Here is a 13,206-nt window from a genome sequence, read left to right on the forward strand (position 1 = left end):
GCCCCGGCCCGGCCGCACCGGCCGGGCCGGGGCGGATCCCGGTCACCGAACACGGTTTGGACTGCCCACCGGATCCTCAATACGATCCGGCGATGATCACAAGAAATCGGCTGGCGGCCGGGGCCTGCGGCCTGTTCGTCGCCTTGACCGCGGGACTCTTCCCGCAGACCGCCGCCGCTGCCGACGGCCCGGCGAAGGAACCGCCCAAGGTCGAGCTCGTGCTCGACGTCAGCGGCTCCATGCGCGCCAACGACATCGACGGCCAGTCCCGTATGGCCGCGGCCAAGCAGGCCTTCAACGAGGTCCTGGACGCGGTGCCCGACGAAGTCCGCCTGGGCATAAGGACTCTGGGCGCCACCTACCCGGGCGAGGACCGGGCACTGGGCTGCAAGGACACCAAGCAGCTCTACCCCGTCGGCACGGTCAACCGCACCGAGGCCAAGACCGCCGTCGCCACCCTCGCCCCCACCGGCTGGACGCCCATCGGCCCCGCCCTCCAGGCGGCCGCCCAGGACCTCGACGGGGGCAACGCCACCCGCCGGATCGTGCTCATCACCGATGGCGAGGACACCTGCGCCCCGCTCGACCCCTGCGAAGTGGCCCGCGACATCGCCGCCAAGGGTATCCACCTCGTCGTGGACACGCTGGGACTCGTCCCCGACGCCAAGACCCGGGCCCAGCTGACCTGCATCGCGGAGGCCACCGGAGGCACCTACACCTCCGTGGCGCACACCGCCGAACTCTCCGGCAGGGTCAGACAACTCGTCCACCGGGCCGCCGACCCGGTCGCCACCCCCGTGGCCGCCGAGGGAGCCAAGAGCTGCGAGGCCGCCCCGGCCCTCAAGTCCGGCCTCTACAGCGACCGCGAGACCTTCGGCGAGCACCGCTGGTACAAGGTCGACGTCCGCCCCGGCCAGGAGCTGCGCGCCTCGGTCAGCATCGGCGCCGACCGGGCCGTCAACAACGACTACGGGATCCTGCTGCGCGCGACCACCGTGCACGGGCGGGAGATCGTCCGCGGCTCGGAGGCCGGGGACGGCCGCACCGACGTGATCTCCACCGGCCTGCGCTACCCGAAGGCGGAGGCGGACGGGGACGAGGACGCGAAGCCGGAGACCGTCTGCCTCCAGGTCGGCAACTCCTTCTCCGCCGGCCCGGCCGTCAAGACCGCCCCCGGTATGCCCGTCGAGCTGACCGTCGACCTGGTCGACGGCCCGGACGAGGGCTCCGACGTGGCCTCCTTCGGCCTCGGCCGCGGCTGGTGGCTGATCGGCCTGCTGGTCCTGACCGGCCTGCTGGCCGGGCTGGTCTGGGGCTGGATCTCGCGCTGGCGCATCTCCGTCTGGAGGACCAACTGATGCGTACCGTACGCACCCTCGCCGCGGCCCTGCTCGCCGGCGCCGCCCTGCTCGTCCCGGCGGCCGCCGCCGTCGCGGCCCCGAGCCCGGTCCCCAGCGCGGGCGGGGGCACCGGCAAGGACGGCGCCGCGCCCACCGAGGCCGGCACCGGCTTCCGTACCGCGGCCCTGTTCCGGCCGGGCCAGAAGGCCACCGCCTCGGCGTCCACCGGCGACTACCTGTACTGGGCGGTGCCCGCCGACACCGGCCAGCGGCTCACCGTGCGCGCCGCGGTCACCCTCCCCGAGTCCGCCGCCCGGCACGGCGCGCAGACCTGGCAGCTCGACGTGTACGACGGCCTGCGCCGCCGGCAGCCCTGCACGTACGGCAACCAGCACGTGGCGGTGGCCAGGGAAGCCCCCACCGTGGAACTCTCCTGCACGCTGCGGACGGTCCGCTCCGGCGCCGAGACGTGGTCGAACGACCCGCTGCCGGGCAGCTACTACGTCCGTCTGACCGTCGTCGGCGTCCCCGAGGACGACCACGGCCTGCCCTTCAAGGCGCAGGTCGAGGCCGACGTGAAGGAGACCGGCGGGGCGCAGGCGGTCGACGCGGCCCTGGCCGAGCCGCTGGTCCCGGGCATCGAGGGCGCCTCGGAGCAGCAGCGCGAGGCGCGCGCGCCGGAGAGCGGCTGGTCCGGCGGCTGGTGGTCCGACCGCTGGCTGTGGACCGCCGCGGGCGGGGTGCTCGCGGCCCTGGCGGGGCTCTACGGGTACTCCCTGACCAGGGGTTCGGGCCGCCCGGCCCGACCGCGGGGCTGAGTGTGCGCCGCACCGGTACGCGGTACCGGTGCGGCGCACCCGCGCGGGACCCCGTACCGCGCCGGACGATCAGCCGGCCACGGAGCGTGGGCTATGTTGGAGGCAGAGTGACGTGAGAAGGAGGCCGCCGGTGTCATCGGGGCAGCAGGCACGCGCGCAGGCGGCCGCGATCACGCCGAGCCAGAGTCCGCCGCAGGAGCAGGAGAGGCCGCCGGCCGACCGGCTCCTGGCGCTCTTCGACGGCCGCCGGCTCTCCCCGGGCCAGCGGCGGATCGCCCAGTACCTGGTCGACCACCTCACCGAGGCCGCGTTCCTGTCCATCACCGAACTCGCGGAGCGGGTCGGGGTGAGCCAGCCCTCGGTGACCCGGTTCGCCGCCTCCCTCGGGTTCAGCGGCTATCCGGCCCTGCGCGAGGTGCTCCAGCCGCTGGCGCTGAGCGCCGTGGCCCGCGGCACCCCCGACACCCGGGAGCAGATCCGCCACAACGAGCTCCAGGCCGCCGTCGACGCAGAGATCGAGAACCTGGAGAGCGTGCGGCGCCTGCTCGCCGACACCAACCAGGTGCTCGGCATCGGCCGCGAGCTGGCCCGCTCGGTCCCGCTGACCGTGCTGGGCCTGCGGATCTCCGTCTCCCTCGCCGAGTACTTCGCGTACGCGGCCCGCCGCATCCACCCCGACGTGCGCCTGGTGACGCGGGGCGGCAGCGTGGCCTACGACGCCCTGCTCCAGTCGCGGGCGGCGGGCGGCAGCTGGGTGCTGGCCTTCGCGATGCCCCGGCACGCCAACGAGACCCTGGCCGCGCTGCGGGCGGCCCGCAGTACCGGGCTGAGTGTGGTCCTGATCACGGACCCCACGGTGGGCCCGCTGGTGGAGGAGGCCGACGTGGTGCTGACCGCCGGCACCGGATCACGGCTGGTCTTCGACTCCTACGCGGCCCCCGGCATGCTCTCCGCGGCCCTGCTCCAGGCGATGGCGGACGCGGACCCCGAGCGGACCCAGGCGCGGCTCGAACAGTACGAGCAGGCCGCCGACCAGCACGGTTTCTTCCTGTAGGGGTGGATTTCACCTGGCGTGAACCGGAGATATTCACGCCCGGGGTATGCATGAAATTTTTCATACCCTTGCTTACTCGACGGTATATATGTTTACTGACGCAGGCGCTCCGGATCCCTCAGACGCCAAGGCGGACGTTCCCCACGTCCACCTCGAACGGACACCCAGTACGCCGATCCTCCTCACGGCGGGACCGGGTGTCGGGTCAGGGCCAACGGATCCCCCGGAGGAGCGCCCCGGCGGCCTCGGTCAACCCCTGGACCGAGGCCGCCCCCCTTCAAGAAGTCTCTCGATCAGAGTTCCACACCCCTCGGAAGTGACGAGAATGCTCCAGACGGCCACCCTCACGCGCAGCCCGGACTGGCCCCTCCAGGTCAAGGCCCCCGGCACGCACGACTGGGAACGCACCGCCACGCGGTGGCTGCGGGACCTCCTCCCGGCCCGCTACGGCAGCTACCTGACGCTGACCCGTCACCACGCCCTCCTCGCCCGGCACGTCCAGCTCCAGCTCCAGCACGAGATGCGCGCGGTCCGCGTGGCCCTGCAGACCAGCCGGGCCGAGCTGCCGACGATGGGCGTCGCCGAGACGGTGATCGAGAACACGATCAGGATGTACGCCATCGAGCTCGAACAGCTCAGCCGGCTGGCGCGGGGTGCGCGGCTGGTCTCCGAGGCGCTCCTGGGGGCGGCCGCCGCCCCGGGCCAGCGCAGGCGCTGACCCGAGGCGACGGGGGACGGGCCGTCAGGCCTGGCAGAGGCCGCGCGCGTAGTCGTACGTCGCGGTCGCCTGCGAGTACTTCCACTGCGGCGCCAGCAGCGAGTCGGCCAGCTGGCGCGCGGCGGACGGGCTCTCGATGACGTAGCCGAAGTCCTGGAGCCAGGACGGGTACAGGTTCTTCGAACCGATGTAGAAGGCCGCGTCGTCCACCGAGACCAGCTTGTGGTGCTGGGCGTACGGCTTGCCGTCGGCCCACGTCGGCGCGTCGGCGGCGCGGGCGGTCGCCAGCTGGAGGTTCTGGCACATCGCCGTCTTCGACTTGCGCTCGTCGCCGGTCAGCACCGTCAGGCGGCCGCGCAGCGCGTCGCTCACCTCGTTCAGCGACTTGATCTGCGAGTAGCCGCCGCTGCCGACCGCGCCGCGGTTGGCCGGGTCGCTCACGACGATGCGCACCTTGACCCCGGCCGCCAGCTTCGCGGCGAGGGTGTCGTAGAGGCGGACGTCGTAGCGGGGCAGCGGCGGGCAGGTCGCGTGGACGTCCTGCTGGGAGATCTCGACGTGGTCCCTGGCGCTGGCGGCCAGCGCGCGCAGGGCGCTCTCCTCCGGGTTGACCGTGTCGTAGTCCCGGTCGGCGTTGGTGTAGTCGTGCACCCCGACGCCGCACTTGGTGTCGGACGCCGTCGGCAGGACCGGGTTGAACGCCGAGGCCGGGTCGCTCTGGCGGATGCCGACGCCGAGGCCGCCGACCGCGAGGGCGGGGACGTCGCCGCCGCCGGCCGGGGCGGCGGGCCGGGGCAGGGTCGGCAGGCAGCCGGTGTTGTCGGTGGAGGCGAACCAGACGCTGGCCCAGCTGCTCTTGTTGCGGCAGGTCCAGTCCCACAGGGTGTCGAGGTAGCGGCCGGCGGAGCCCGCCGCCGGACCCGACAGCGCCAGGTCGACGTCGTTCACCGGGTGCGCGGTGTCGAGGTAGTCGTCCTTCCAGCTGTTGATGCCGCCGGTGATCACCGTGCCGCCGTCGACGACCACCAGCTTGGAGTGGTTCCAGGAGAAGCCGGTCTTCGAGGTCGTCATCGAGGCCACGTTGAGGGTGACGTTCGCCGCGGCCGGGCCCAGCTTGGAGACCAGCTCGTCGCGGTAGGAGGACGGGATCACGTTGGCGTGGTAGATCGGCGCGGCGCCGACCAGGACGCGCACCTGGAGGCGGTTGCCCTGGCGCACCGACTCCTTCAGGCCGGCCACGATCGCGTCCTGGAAGGCCCCGTTGGGGAACGGCGCCAGCGTGGATATGTCCACGCTCTGCCTGGCCTTCGAGATGTCCTCGCGCATCTTGTCGAGCAGCCGGCGCGAGCCCGGGCGGTCCGTGCAGGAGGGGTCGCCCCAGCAGCCGGGCGTCTGGAGCAGCCAGTCGGAGCCGCCCGGCGCGGAGGCGCCGAGGCGGTTGCCCGAGGTGCGCTCCCAGACCGAGCCCTCCAGCCCGGGGGAGACCTGGCGCACGGCCTGCTCGACGGAGTCCAGGTGCGGGGTGGGGGAGTCGGCGAAGGCCGGGGCGGCGGGGAGCAGGGCGAAGGAGAGCGTGAGCGAGAGGGCCGTCGTGCGGACGGTGCGTGCCAATGTGGTTCCTTGCAGATGGGGGTGGCTCGGGCCGGGCGGCACCGGGAGGGAGCCGTGCTCCGGCCTTGATCAACTCGCGCAAGTTACCAGCCCGTAAGGTGCTGTTCATCCAGGCTGGTCGGCTTCCGGCCACGTCCCCCGGCCGCCGCCCGCTCCCCGCAGGGCGGCCCGCCGCCGGCCGGCGGGACCCGGGTGGCTGGATCCCGCCGGTGGAATGTGCTCGTCCGCTGCGGGGCCGTCAGGGCCGGGGGATCTGCGCGGCGGAGTGGTGGTAGGAGTGAAACCCCGAGTTCCGCGCGCCGCGCGAGGACTCCGGGCCCGTGCCCTCACTGGAGAAACCGACTCCGGGACGACGAACTCCCAGACCACGCCATCTTCCGGCGTCACGTCGAAGAGTCGTCCGAAGGAGCCCTCCGGGAGGAAGGTGTTCCCGTCGGGCAGTCGCTGCGCGCTGGGCGTGTACGGGCTGTAGAAGTTCTGCGGCGGGTTGTCCTCGTACGGCCAGACCTCCTTGCCGGTGGCCGGATCCAGCTCCTGCACCCGCGAGTACGGCACCGAGGCCGTGTTCCGATGCGTCCCGTCGTCGACCACGAGGACGGTACCGCCCGGCAGTTCGTGCGGGTGGTGCTGCCGGGTCGGCCCCGGTGCCCGCACGGACGCGGGCACCGGGGCTGGATCGCCCGGGGCGTCAGGAGAGACGGGTGACCCGGGTGCCGAACGACGGCTCCCTGAGCTTCGTGCCCACCGCCACCGGGACGGTCTTCGCGCCCGGACCGTCGCCCACGGTCAGCACGCCCACCTCCGTGCCTGCCTTGGCCTCGTGCGGGACGGGCTTCCCGCCGGCCGTACCGAGCGCGAGCCGCAGCCGCTGGCCGGGGACGCCGATCACCGGGAGGTCCCTGGCCGCGACGAGCGGGGTCCGGCCGCCGAGACCGTCGGAGACGTAGCCGACCGTCTGCCCCTTGCGGATCGCGGGGGCGGTGGCGAGGGCCGTCCGTACCGCCTCGATGACCTTGCGGCTGTTCTCCAGCACCAGGGCGAGGCTGTCACGCGCGTCGGGGTCCGGGCCCCCCGCGTGCTGGTCCATCATCGTGCCGAGGATCAGCGGGGTCTCACCGTCCACCGTCTTGTACGCGGCCCACATCAGGGTGCCGCCGGCGGGGGTGCTGGACCCCGTCTTGATGCCCTTGTTGCTCAGACCGCGGGCCGAGAGCAGGGTGTTGTTGTTGATGATCGGGTCGGGCAGCCCCTCGATCCTGGTGTCGGGTGTCGCCACGATCGCCCGGAACGCCTCCTCCTGCATCACCGCCTCCGCCAGCCTGAGCTGGTCGACGGCGGTGCTGACGGTGCCGGAGTGCAGGCCGCTCGGGTCCGTGTAGGCGGTGTCCCGCATCCCGAGTTCCTTCGCGGCGGCGTTCATCTTCGCGACGAAGGCCGCCTCGCTCCCGCTGTCCCAACGGGCCAGCAGGCGGGCTATGTTGTTGGCGGACGGGATCATCATCATCTTCAGCATGTCCTGCTCGCTGAACTTCTGCCCGACGGTGAGGCTCTTGATCCGCGACTCGTTCTCCGAGTTGCCCTCGGCGGCAGCCTGCGCGTCGACCTCGATACGGGGGCCCGGGTCGTTCTTGCGCAGCGGGTGGTTCTTCAGGATGACGTACGCCGTCATCACCTTGCCCACGCTGGCGGTCGGCACCGGCTTCTGCTCGCCGAACGTGCCGATGTCGCCCGAACCCGGGACGCGGACGGCCGCCTGGCCCTTGGCCGGCCAGGGGATGGAGGTCGTGCCGTCCAGGGTGAGCGAGTCCTGCGCGGCGACGAGCCGAGGGGCGGGCAGCGGGCGCAGCATCTGGCCCCCGGCGACGGCGGCGCCGAGCAGCAGCACGATCGGGGTCCACACCTTGACGCGCCGCGTGAGGGTGCGGCGCGGGGTCTCCGGCGGGGGAGCGGTGTTGGTGAGCTCGGCGAGCAGATCGAGGGGCGGACGCGGGGTCTCACGGGTGGGTTCGAGGGCCGGCGGTGCGGGAGTGCGGGCTGGGGTGGGCGTGGGCTTCGGCCCGACGGCGTCGGGGTCCTTGAGCGCGACGAACTCGCTGGTGCGCTCGGGGTCGTGAGGCGGCGCCGCTGCCGCGCGGGTGGTCTCCGCGCCGCCCTTCGGGTCCCGCCGGGCGGGAGCCGCGCCGGCGGCCGGCTTCCGGCCGCCGGCACCGGTCCCCGGCCGGCCTGCCGCCTTCGGTGCGTCCGCCCCGGCCTCGGGAGCCGGGGCGGCGACCTCGGCCGTCGGCCGGTCCCCGGATCCCGTGTCCGTCCCGTCGTCCTCGGGCTCCTCCCGGGAGGTGGGTACACCGGACGGACCGGCGTCGTCCGGGGCCTGCCCGGCGGCCGGGGTTCCGTCGTCCTTCTGTGGCTCGTCGCCGCCTTTCGCCCAGGAGGGGCGCCGCTCGGCCGCGTCCTCGTCGGCGGTCGCCGGCTCCGTGCCCCCCTTGCCCGTGGCCGCGGTTGACCCACCGCCGCCGGAACGTTTCCGCGCAGCGTCGTCGTCCGTGGGCCGTCCCCAGGCCGAGGTGCGGGGGTCGGCGGCGGCACGCGCCGGGGCCTCGTCCGCCTGCGTACGGTCGTCCCGCTTCGCCCAGGAGGGACGGCGTGCGGGTGCGGTGCCCGGGCCGGCGGCGGGGGAGGCCGGCGCAGCCGGCTGCGCCGCGTCGGCCCCGCCGGTTCGCTGCGGGCCCGGGACGCCGGCGCGCCCGACGCGGTCGCCGGGGTCCGTGCCCTGCTGACCGGCCTCGGCCGGGTTCTCCCCGTCGCGGGTGCGGGGCCGCGCGGTGGAGGACTCGTCCTCTGCGGCGGAGTCCGCGCCTGCGGCGGCTGCCCCGGGCACGGGGCGCGCCGGGCTCTCCCGGCCGGGGGTGCCGGACCGGGCGGCCCGGGGTTCCGGCGCCGCGGAGGTGCGCCGCTCCGCAGCCCCGGGCCCGGGGTCGCCAGGGGTTCCCTCGCCGGTGGTGCCGTCCTGCGTGTGACGCAGGCGGTCCTGCGCGGACGCGCGCCCGCCGGCCGCGTTCCGGCCGGGGGTGCCGGACCGGGCGGAGTCCCCCGGTGCGGGGGAGGGCGCCCCGGCCGCGGCCTCCGCGTCAGCGGGTTCAGGCGTGTCGGGGGCTTCACCGTCGAGAGTGTCCGCCTCCGCGGCGGTGTCCGCCTCCTCGGAGTCGTCCGCGTCGTCCTGCTCCGGCTCGGCCGGGGTTCCGGCCCCGGCGGTGTCGGCCCCGGCGGCCGGGGAGCCCTTCGCGGCGTCCTCGTTCCCGTCCCCGTCCCCGTCCGCGACGCCGGGCCGGGGCTCCTCCGTCCGGGGCCGGGTCTCGACCGGCCCGGTGGCGGCGGCTTCCGGAGCGGTTCCGGGGGCGGACATGTCGGCCCGGGGGGACCGGGAGCCCTCCGTCACGGCCCCGTTCCCGTCATGGGCGTCGGTGCGCACCGAGCCGGGCTCGTCCCGTGTGGTGCGGTCCTTGCCGGAGGTGGTGTCCGGGTCCGGGTCGTCCTGGGACTCCCGTGCCGCGGCGGTGTCCTCGGCCGGGCCGGCGGTCGACGTCGTGGCCTTCCGGTCGCCGCCGGCCGCCCGCTCTCCCCCGGAAGCGGTGTGCGACCCCGCCTCCGCTCCCGCCGGCTCCCGCCCGTCGGTGTCGCTCCGCCCGCGCCCGGCCAGGGCGGCGGCCCGTTCGCGCCCGGTCAGGGCGAGGGTGTCGCCCGTTCCGCCGCCGTCCGCCACCGATTCCGCCTTCATCCACGCCCACCTTGCTGTTCGCACCCGGCTCCGCCGGTCTCGCCGTCATGTCGGCGCGGGCGCTTCCGGCCCGCTGATCACCTAGATGTCCAACCCGGCCGCCGCGTTCCGCGCCCGGACGGCTGTGACCGTTCGGTCATACTCCGCAATCCGTCCGCCACCGCCGCCCCCCCCCGCAACGGGTTTGACGATCACTCACATTCGCTGCACTATTCCACTAACATGTTAGTGGAATAGTGCAGGAAGGGGAGTATGGAGTTCCGCGTGGACCGGCGCAGCGGCGTCGCCACCTATCTGCAACTCGTCAACCAGGTCGAACAGGCCCTGCGCCTGGGCGTGCTGGAGCCGGGCGACCGCCTGCCGACGGCCCGTGAGGTGGTCGCGGCCACCGCGATCAACCCCAACACCGTCCTCAAGGCGTACCGGGAACTGGAGCGTGAGGGCCTCGTCGAACCCCGCCCGGGCGCCGGCACGTTCGTACGGCGCTCGCTCTCCCACCCCCAGACGGCGGCGGACTCGCCGCTGCGCACCGCGCTCGCCGACTGGATGGTCCGGGCCCGCGAGGCCGGCCTGGGCCGCGAGGACGTCACGGCGCTCATCGCGGCCGTCGTGGACGAAAGCTTCACCCCCTCCGGGCCCGGGCCCGGACCGTCAAGAGAGGACACGTCGACCTCGCGGCCCGGCACGGGCTGAAGGCCCGGTTCATGGACGACTGGGAGACCCTCGGCCACGGCCAGTCCAAGATCCGCGTCACCGCCCGCTGACCGGCCCGGAACGCTGCCCTGTCCGGGGGAGAGGCAAACGCCGATTCCCGGACAGGGTGCCCGTGGTACGGAAAATGCTCGAAGCTGCGTGAGCACGCATCATTTCGAGCAAGTTCCTTCACCAACTCCGCCGGGGTCGCTATCTTTCCGGGTGCATGCCACAGCGGTTGTCCGCCCTCCGGACCGCACGAGGAGCTGCCCCATGAGTCAGACGCCTCCGCCGAGCACGACGAGACCGACCACGAGGCACGAGCGCCCCCGCACCCGGCACCACCCCCCGCACCCCCCGACCCCGGCCCGCAGCCGCCTCGCGGCCCTCCTCGCCGGAACCCTCGCCGTCGCGGGCCTCGCGGCCGCCGGCCCGGCCACCGCCCGGGCGGCCACCGCCCCGGCCGCCCCGTCCACGACCGCCGGCTCGGCCACCGCCCTGTCCCAGTCGGGCGGCACCTTCACGGTGAGCACCACCAGCGGCGCCAAGGCCCGGGTGACGGTCGCCCGCGCCGACATCTTCCGGCTCTGGCTCTCCCCGGACGGCTCCTTCACCGACGACCCGGCCGGATCCGACCTCGCCCCCACCACCGACTTCGGCCCGGTGGCCGCGCGCTACACGGACGCGGGCACGTACTACCGGATCACCACCGGCTCGCTCTCCATCCGGGTCAACAAGTCGCCCCTGATGTTCTCCGTCTACCGCGCGGACGACTCCACCCCCGTCTGGCAGGAGACCCAGCCCACGAAATGGGGCGGAGGCAAGACCGTCCAGACCCTGGCCCGCGGCGCCGACGAGCAGTTCTACGGCACCGGCCTGCGCCTGGGCGAATGGGCGCTGCGCGGGAAGACCGTGCCCGTGGCCGTCGACAACAAGTGGCGGGAGAACAACAACGCGAGCCCCGCCCCCTTCTACATGTCCACCAACGACTACGGCGTCATGCGCAACACCTGGGCCCCCGGCTCGTACGCCTTCAACGCCCCCACCACCCTCACCCACGACGAGAACCGCTTCGACGCCTGGTACTTCACGGGCGACTCCCTCAAGTCCGTCCTCGACGCGTACACCGACGTCAGCGGCAAACCCTTCCTGGCGCCGATGTGGGGCATGGAACTCGGCAACGCCGACTGCTTCAACGCCTCCAACCCCGCCTACCAGGGCGACCACGACCGCCTGCGTCACCAGACCACCCCGGACGTGGTCGGCTACGCCGCCGACGCCCGCGCCGCCGACATGCCCTCGGGCTGGTTCCTGCCCAACGACGGCTACGGCTGCGGTTACACCGCGCCCCTGAAGTCCACGGTCGACGCCCTCAGGGCGAAGGGCTTCCAGACCGGCCTGTGGACCTCCACCGGCCTCGGCTCCATCGCCGACGAGGTGGGCACGGCCGGCACGCGCGGGGTCAAGACCGACGTGGCCTGGATCGGCGGCGGCTACAAGTCCGCCTTCCAGGGCGTCCAGCAGGCCGTCGACGGCATCGAGAAGAACTCCGACGCCCGCCGCTACGTCTGGACCGTCGACGGCTGGGCCGGCACCCAGCGCAACGCCGTCGTCTGGACCGGGGACACCTACGGCACCTGGGACGACATGCGCTGGCACGTCCCGGCCATCGCAGGAGCCGGCCTCTCCGGCCTCAACTACGCCTCCGGGGACGTCGACGGCATCTTCGGCGGCAGCCCCAGGACATACGCCCGCGACCTCCAGTGGAAGGCCTTCACCCCCGCCTTCATGACCATGTCGGGCTGGGGCGCCGTCAACCCGTCGGCCGGCTACCAGGACAAGCAGCCCTGGCGCTTCGCCGAGCCGTACCTCTCCGTCAACCGCAAGTACCTCCAGCTGAAGATGCGGCTGATGCCGTACCTGTACACGATGAGCCGCGTCGCCCACGACACCGGCGTCCCCAGCACGCGCGCCATGGTCCTCGAGTACCCCGACGACCCGGTGGCCCGCGGCAACCTCACCAGCGGCCAGTTCATGGCCGGGGACTCCTTCCTCGTCGCGCCCGTCGTCTCCGACACCTCCGTCCGCGACGGCATCTACCTGCCCGCCGGCACCTGGACGGACTACTGGACGGGCAGGACGTACGCCGGGCCCGGCTGGCTGAACGGCTACCAGGCCCCCCTCGACACCCTGCCGCTCTTCGTCAAGGGCGGTGCCGTCGTGCCGATGTGGCCGCAGATGAACCACACGGGGGAGAAGCCCCTCTCCACCCTCACCTACGACATCCACCCGCGCGGCACGTCCTCCTTCAGCCTCTACGAGGACGACGGCCGCACCCGTGCCTACGCCTCCGGGGCCTACGCCCGCCAGCGCGTCGACGTCACCGCCCCGGAGAGCGGCTCCGGCACGGTCACCGTCTCCGTCGGCGCCCCCACCGGCAGCTATGCCGGACAGCAGGCCGCCCGCGGCTACGAGCTCACCCTTCACGTGGCCGCCGCCCCCGCGGCCCTCACCGCGGACGGCACGGCCCTGACGCGCCTCGCGAGCAAGAGCGCCTACGACTCCGCCGCCACCGGCTGGTTCTTCGACCCGGCCGACCGGGGCGGCGTCCTCTGGATCAAGACCGGCCAGAAGACGACCGCCTTCACCGTCACAGCCACCGGCACCACGATCCCCACCGCCGGCCCGATCCCGGCCACCTCGTCCCCCATCTCCCAGTCCGCCTGGACCCTGGTCTCCGCCGACAGCCAGGAGACGGCCGCCGAGAACGGCGCCGCCGTCAACGCCTTCGACGGCGACCCCGCCACCCTCTGGCACACCGCCTGGTCCTCGAACAAGCCGGCCGCCCTGCCGCACGAGATCCGGATCGACCTCGGCGCCCGCTACACCGTCGACGGCCTCGGCTACCTGCCCCGCCAGGACGGCGGCGTCAACGGCCGGATCGGCGGCTACGAGGTCTACGTCTCCGACACCACCGCCGACTGGGGCACCCCGGCCGCCACCGGCACCTTCCCCGACACCGCAGCCGCAAAAACCGTCCCCCTCACCCCCCGCACGGGGCGCTACCTGCGACTACGAGCCCTGACCGAGGCGGGCGGCCGCGGCCCCTGGACCAGCGCCGCGGAAATCACCCTGACCGGCCGCCCCGCACCCCTCCCCGCCCGCGCGGCCCCCACCCCCTGACCCCACCGCCCCGG

The 13,206-nt window shown here is 73.8% G+C and carries 8 protein-coding genes and 1 pseudogene; 7 read left to right on the forward strand and 2 right to left on the reverse strand.

The annotated features are described in order from the left end of the window. The first annotated feature begins 92 nt into the window (after nt 1–92). The 4 genes from ACFY15_RS19205 to ACFY15_RS19220 all read left to right on the forward strand — a co-directional run bounded on the left by ACFY15_RS19205 (nt 93) and on the right by ACFY15_RS19220 (nt 3,930). Nucleotides 93–1,358 carry a VWA domain-containing protein gene (locus tag ACFY15_RS19205; protein ID WP_390686421.1) on the forward strand — a complete coding sequence of 422 codons (1,266 nt, stop codon included), beginning with the start codon at nt 93–95 and terminating at the stop codon, nt 1,356–1,358. Continuing rightward, the gene (locus ACFY15_RS19210; protein ID WP_390686420.1) at nt 1,358–2,158 is read left to right on the forward strand and encodes a hypothetical protein; all 801 of its coding nucleotides are present in this window, start codon (nt 1,358–1,360) and stop codon (nt 2,156–2,158) included. Before ACFY15_RS19205 ends, ACFY15_RS19210 begins: the two co-directional genes overlap by 1 nt. A 130-nt stretch (nt 2,159–2,288) precedes the next feature. Then, complete coding sequence (locus tag ACFY15_RS19215) at nt 2,289–3,212, forward strand: MurR/RpiR family transcriptional regulator (protein ID WP_390686419.1); 924 nt, start codon at nt 2,289–2,291, stop codon at nt 3,210–3,212. Between the two features lie 325 nt (nt 3,213–3,537). After that, entirely contained in the window at nt 3,538–3,930 is a 393-nt protein-coding gene (locus ACFY15_RS19220) for a hypothetical protein (protein WP_042810124.1), read from the forward strand. A 24-nt stretch (nt 3,931–3,954) separates the two neighbouring features. Here ACFY15_RS19220 and ACFY15_RS19225 read toward each other — a convergent pair whose 3' ends face one another. Then, nucleotides 3,955–5,541 (reverse strand): phospholipase, encoded by a 1,587-nt coding sequence (locus ACFY15_RS19225; RefSeq protein ID WP_390686418.1) that lies wholly within the window; start codon nt 5,539–5,541, stop codon nt 3,955–3,957. Between the two features lie 688 nt (nt 5,542–6,229). After that, on the reverse strand, nt 6,230–9,316 hold the full coding sequence (locus tag ACFY15_RS19230) for a serine hydrolase (protein WP_390825809.1): 3,087 nt from the start codon (nt 9,314–9,316) through the stop codon (nt 6,230–6,232). A gap of 252 nt (nt 9,317–9,568) precedes the next feature. Between ACFY15_RS19230 and ACFY15_RS19235 the strand changes: the two genes are divergently transcribed. From ACFY15_RS19235 to ACFY15_RS19245, 3 genes and pseudogenes are all read left to right on the forward strand, one after another. Continuing rightward, entirely contained in the window at nt 9,569–10,009 is a 441-nt protein-coding gene (locus tag ACFY15_RS19235; RefSeq protein WP_390686416.1) for a GntR family transcriptional regulator, read from the forward strand. Continuing rightward, nucleotides 9,982–10,080 (forward strand): annotated as a pseudogene (locus ACFY15_RS19240) (methyltransferase); the annotation flags it as partial. The gene ACFY15_RS19235 and the pseudogene ACFY15_RS19240, both read left to right, overlap by 28 nt. Before the next feature lie 202 nt (nt 10,081–10,282). Next, nucleotides 10,283–13,192: a TIM-barrel domain-containing protein gene (locus ACFY15_RS19245; RefSeq protein WP_390686415.1), complete on the forward strand. Its 2,910-nt coding sequence runs from the start codon at nt 10,283–10,285 to the stop codon at nt 13,190–13,192. Nucleotides 13,193–13,206: the final 14 nt, after the last annotated feature.

Origin of the sequence: Streptomyces sp. NPDC001373 (genome assembly GCF_042895815.1) — a bacterium.
In the GTDB taxonomy this organism is placed as follows: Bacteria; Actinomycetota; Actinomycetes; order Streptomycetales; family Streptomycetaceae; genus Streptomyces.

Excerpts from the sequence above, each read along its gene's own strand:
- ACFY15_RS19205 (WP_390686421.1), top strand. The coding sequence starts at position 93 with ATGATCACAAGAAATCGGCTGGCGGCCGGGGCCTGCGGCCTGTTCGTC.
- ACFY15_RS19210 (WP_390686420.1), top strand. The coding sequence starts at position 1,358 with ATGCGTACCGTACGCACCCTCGCCGCGGCCCTGCTCGCCGGCGCCGCC.
- ACFY15_RS19220 (WP_042810124.1), top strand. The coding sequence starts at position 3,538 with ATGCTCCAGACGGCCACCCTCACGCGCAGCCCGGACTGGCCCCTCCAG.
- ACFY15_RS19230 (WP_390825809.1), bottom strand. The coding sequence starts at position 9,316 with ATGAAGGCGGAATCGGTGGCGGACGGCGGCGGAACGGGCGACACCCTC.
- ACFY15_RS19235 (WP_390686416.1), top strand. The coding sequence starts at position 9,569 with ATGGAGTTCCGCGTGGACCGGCGCAGCGGCGTCGCCACCTATCTGCAA.
- ACFY15_RS19245 (WP_390686415.1), top strand. The coding sequence starts at position 10,283 with ATGAGTCAGACGCCTCCGCCGAGCACGACGAGACCGACCACGAGGCAC.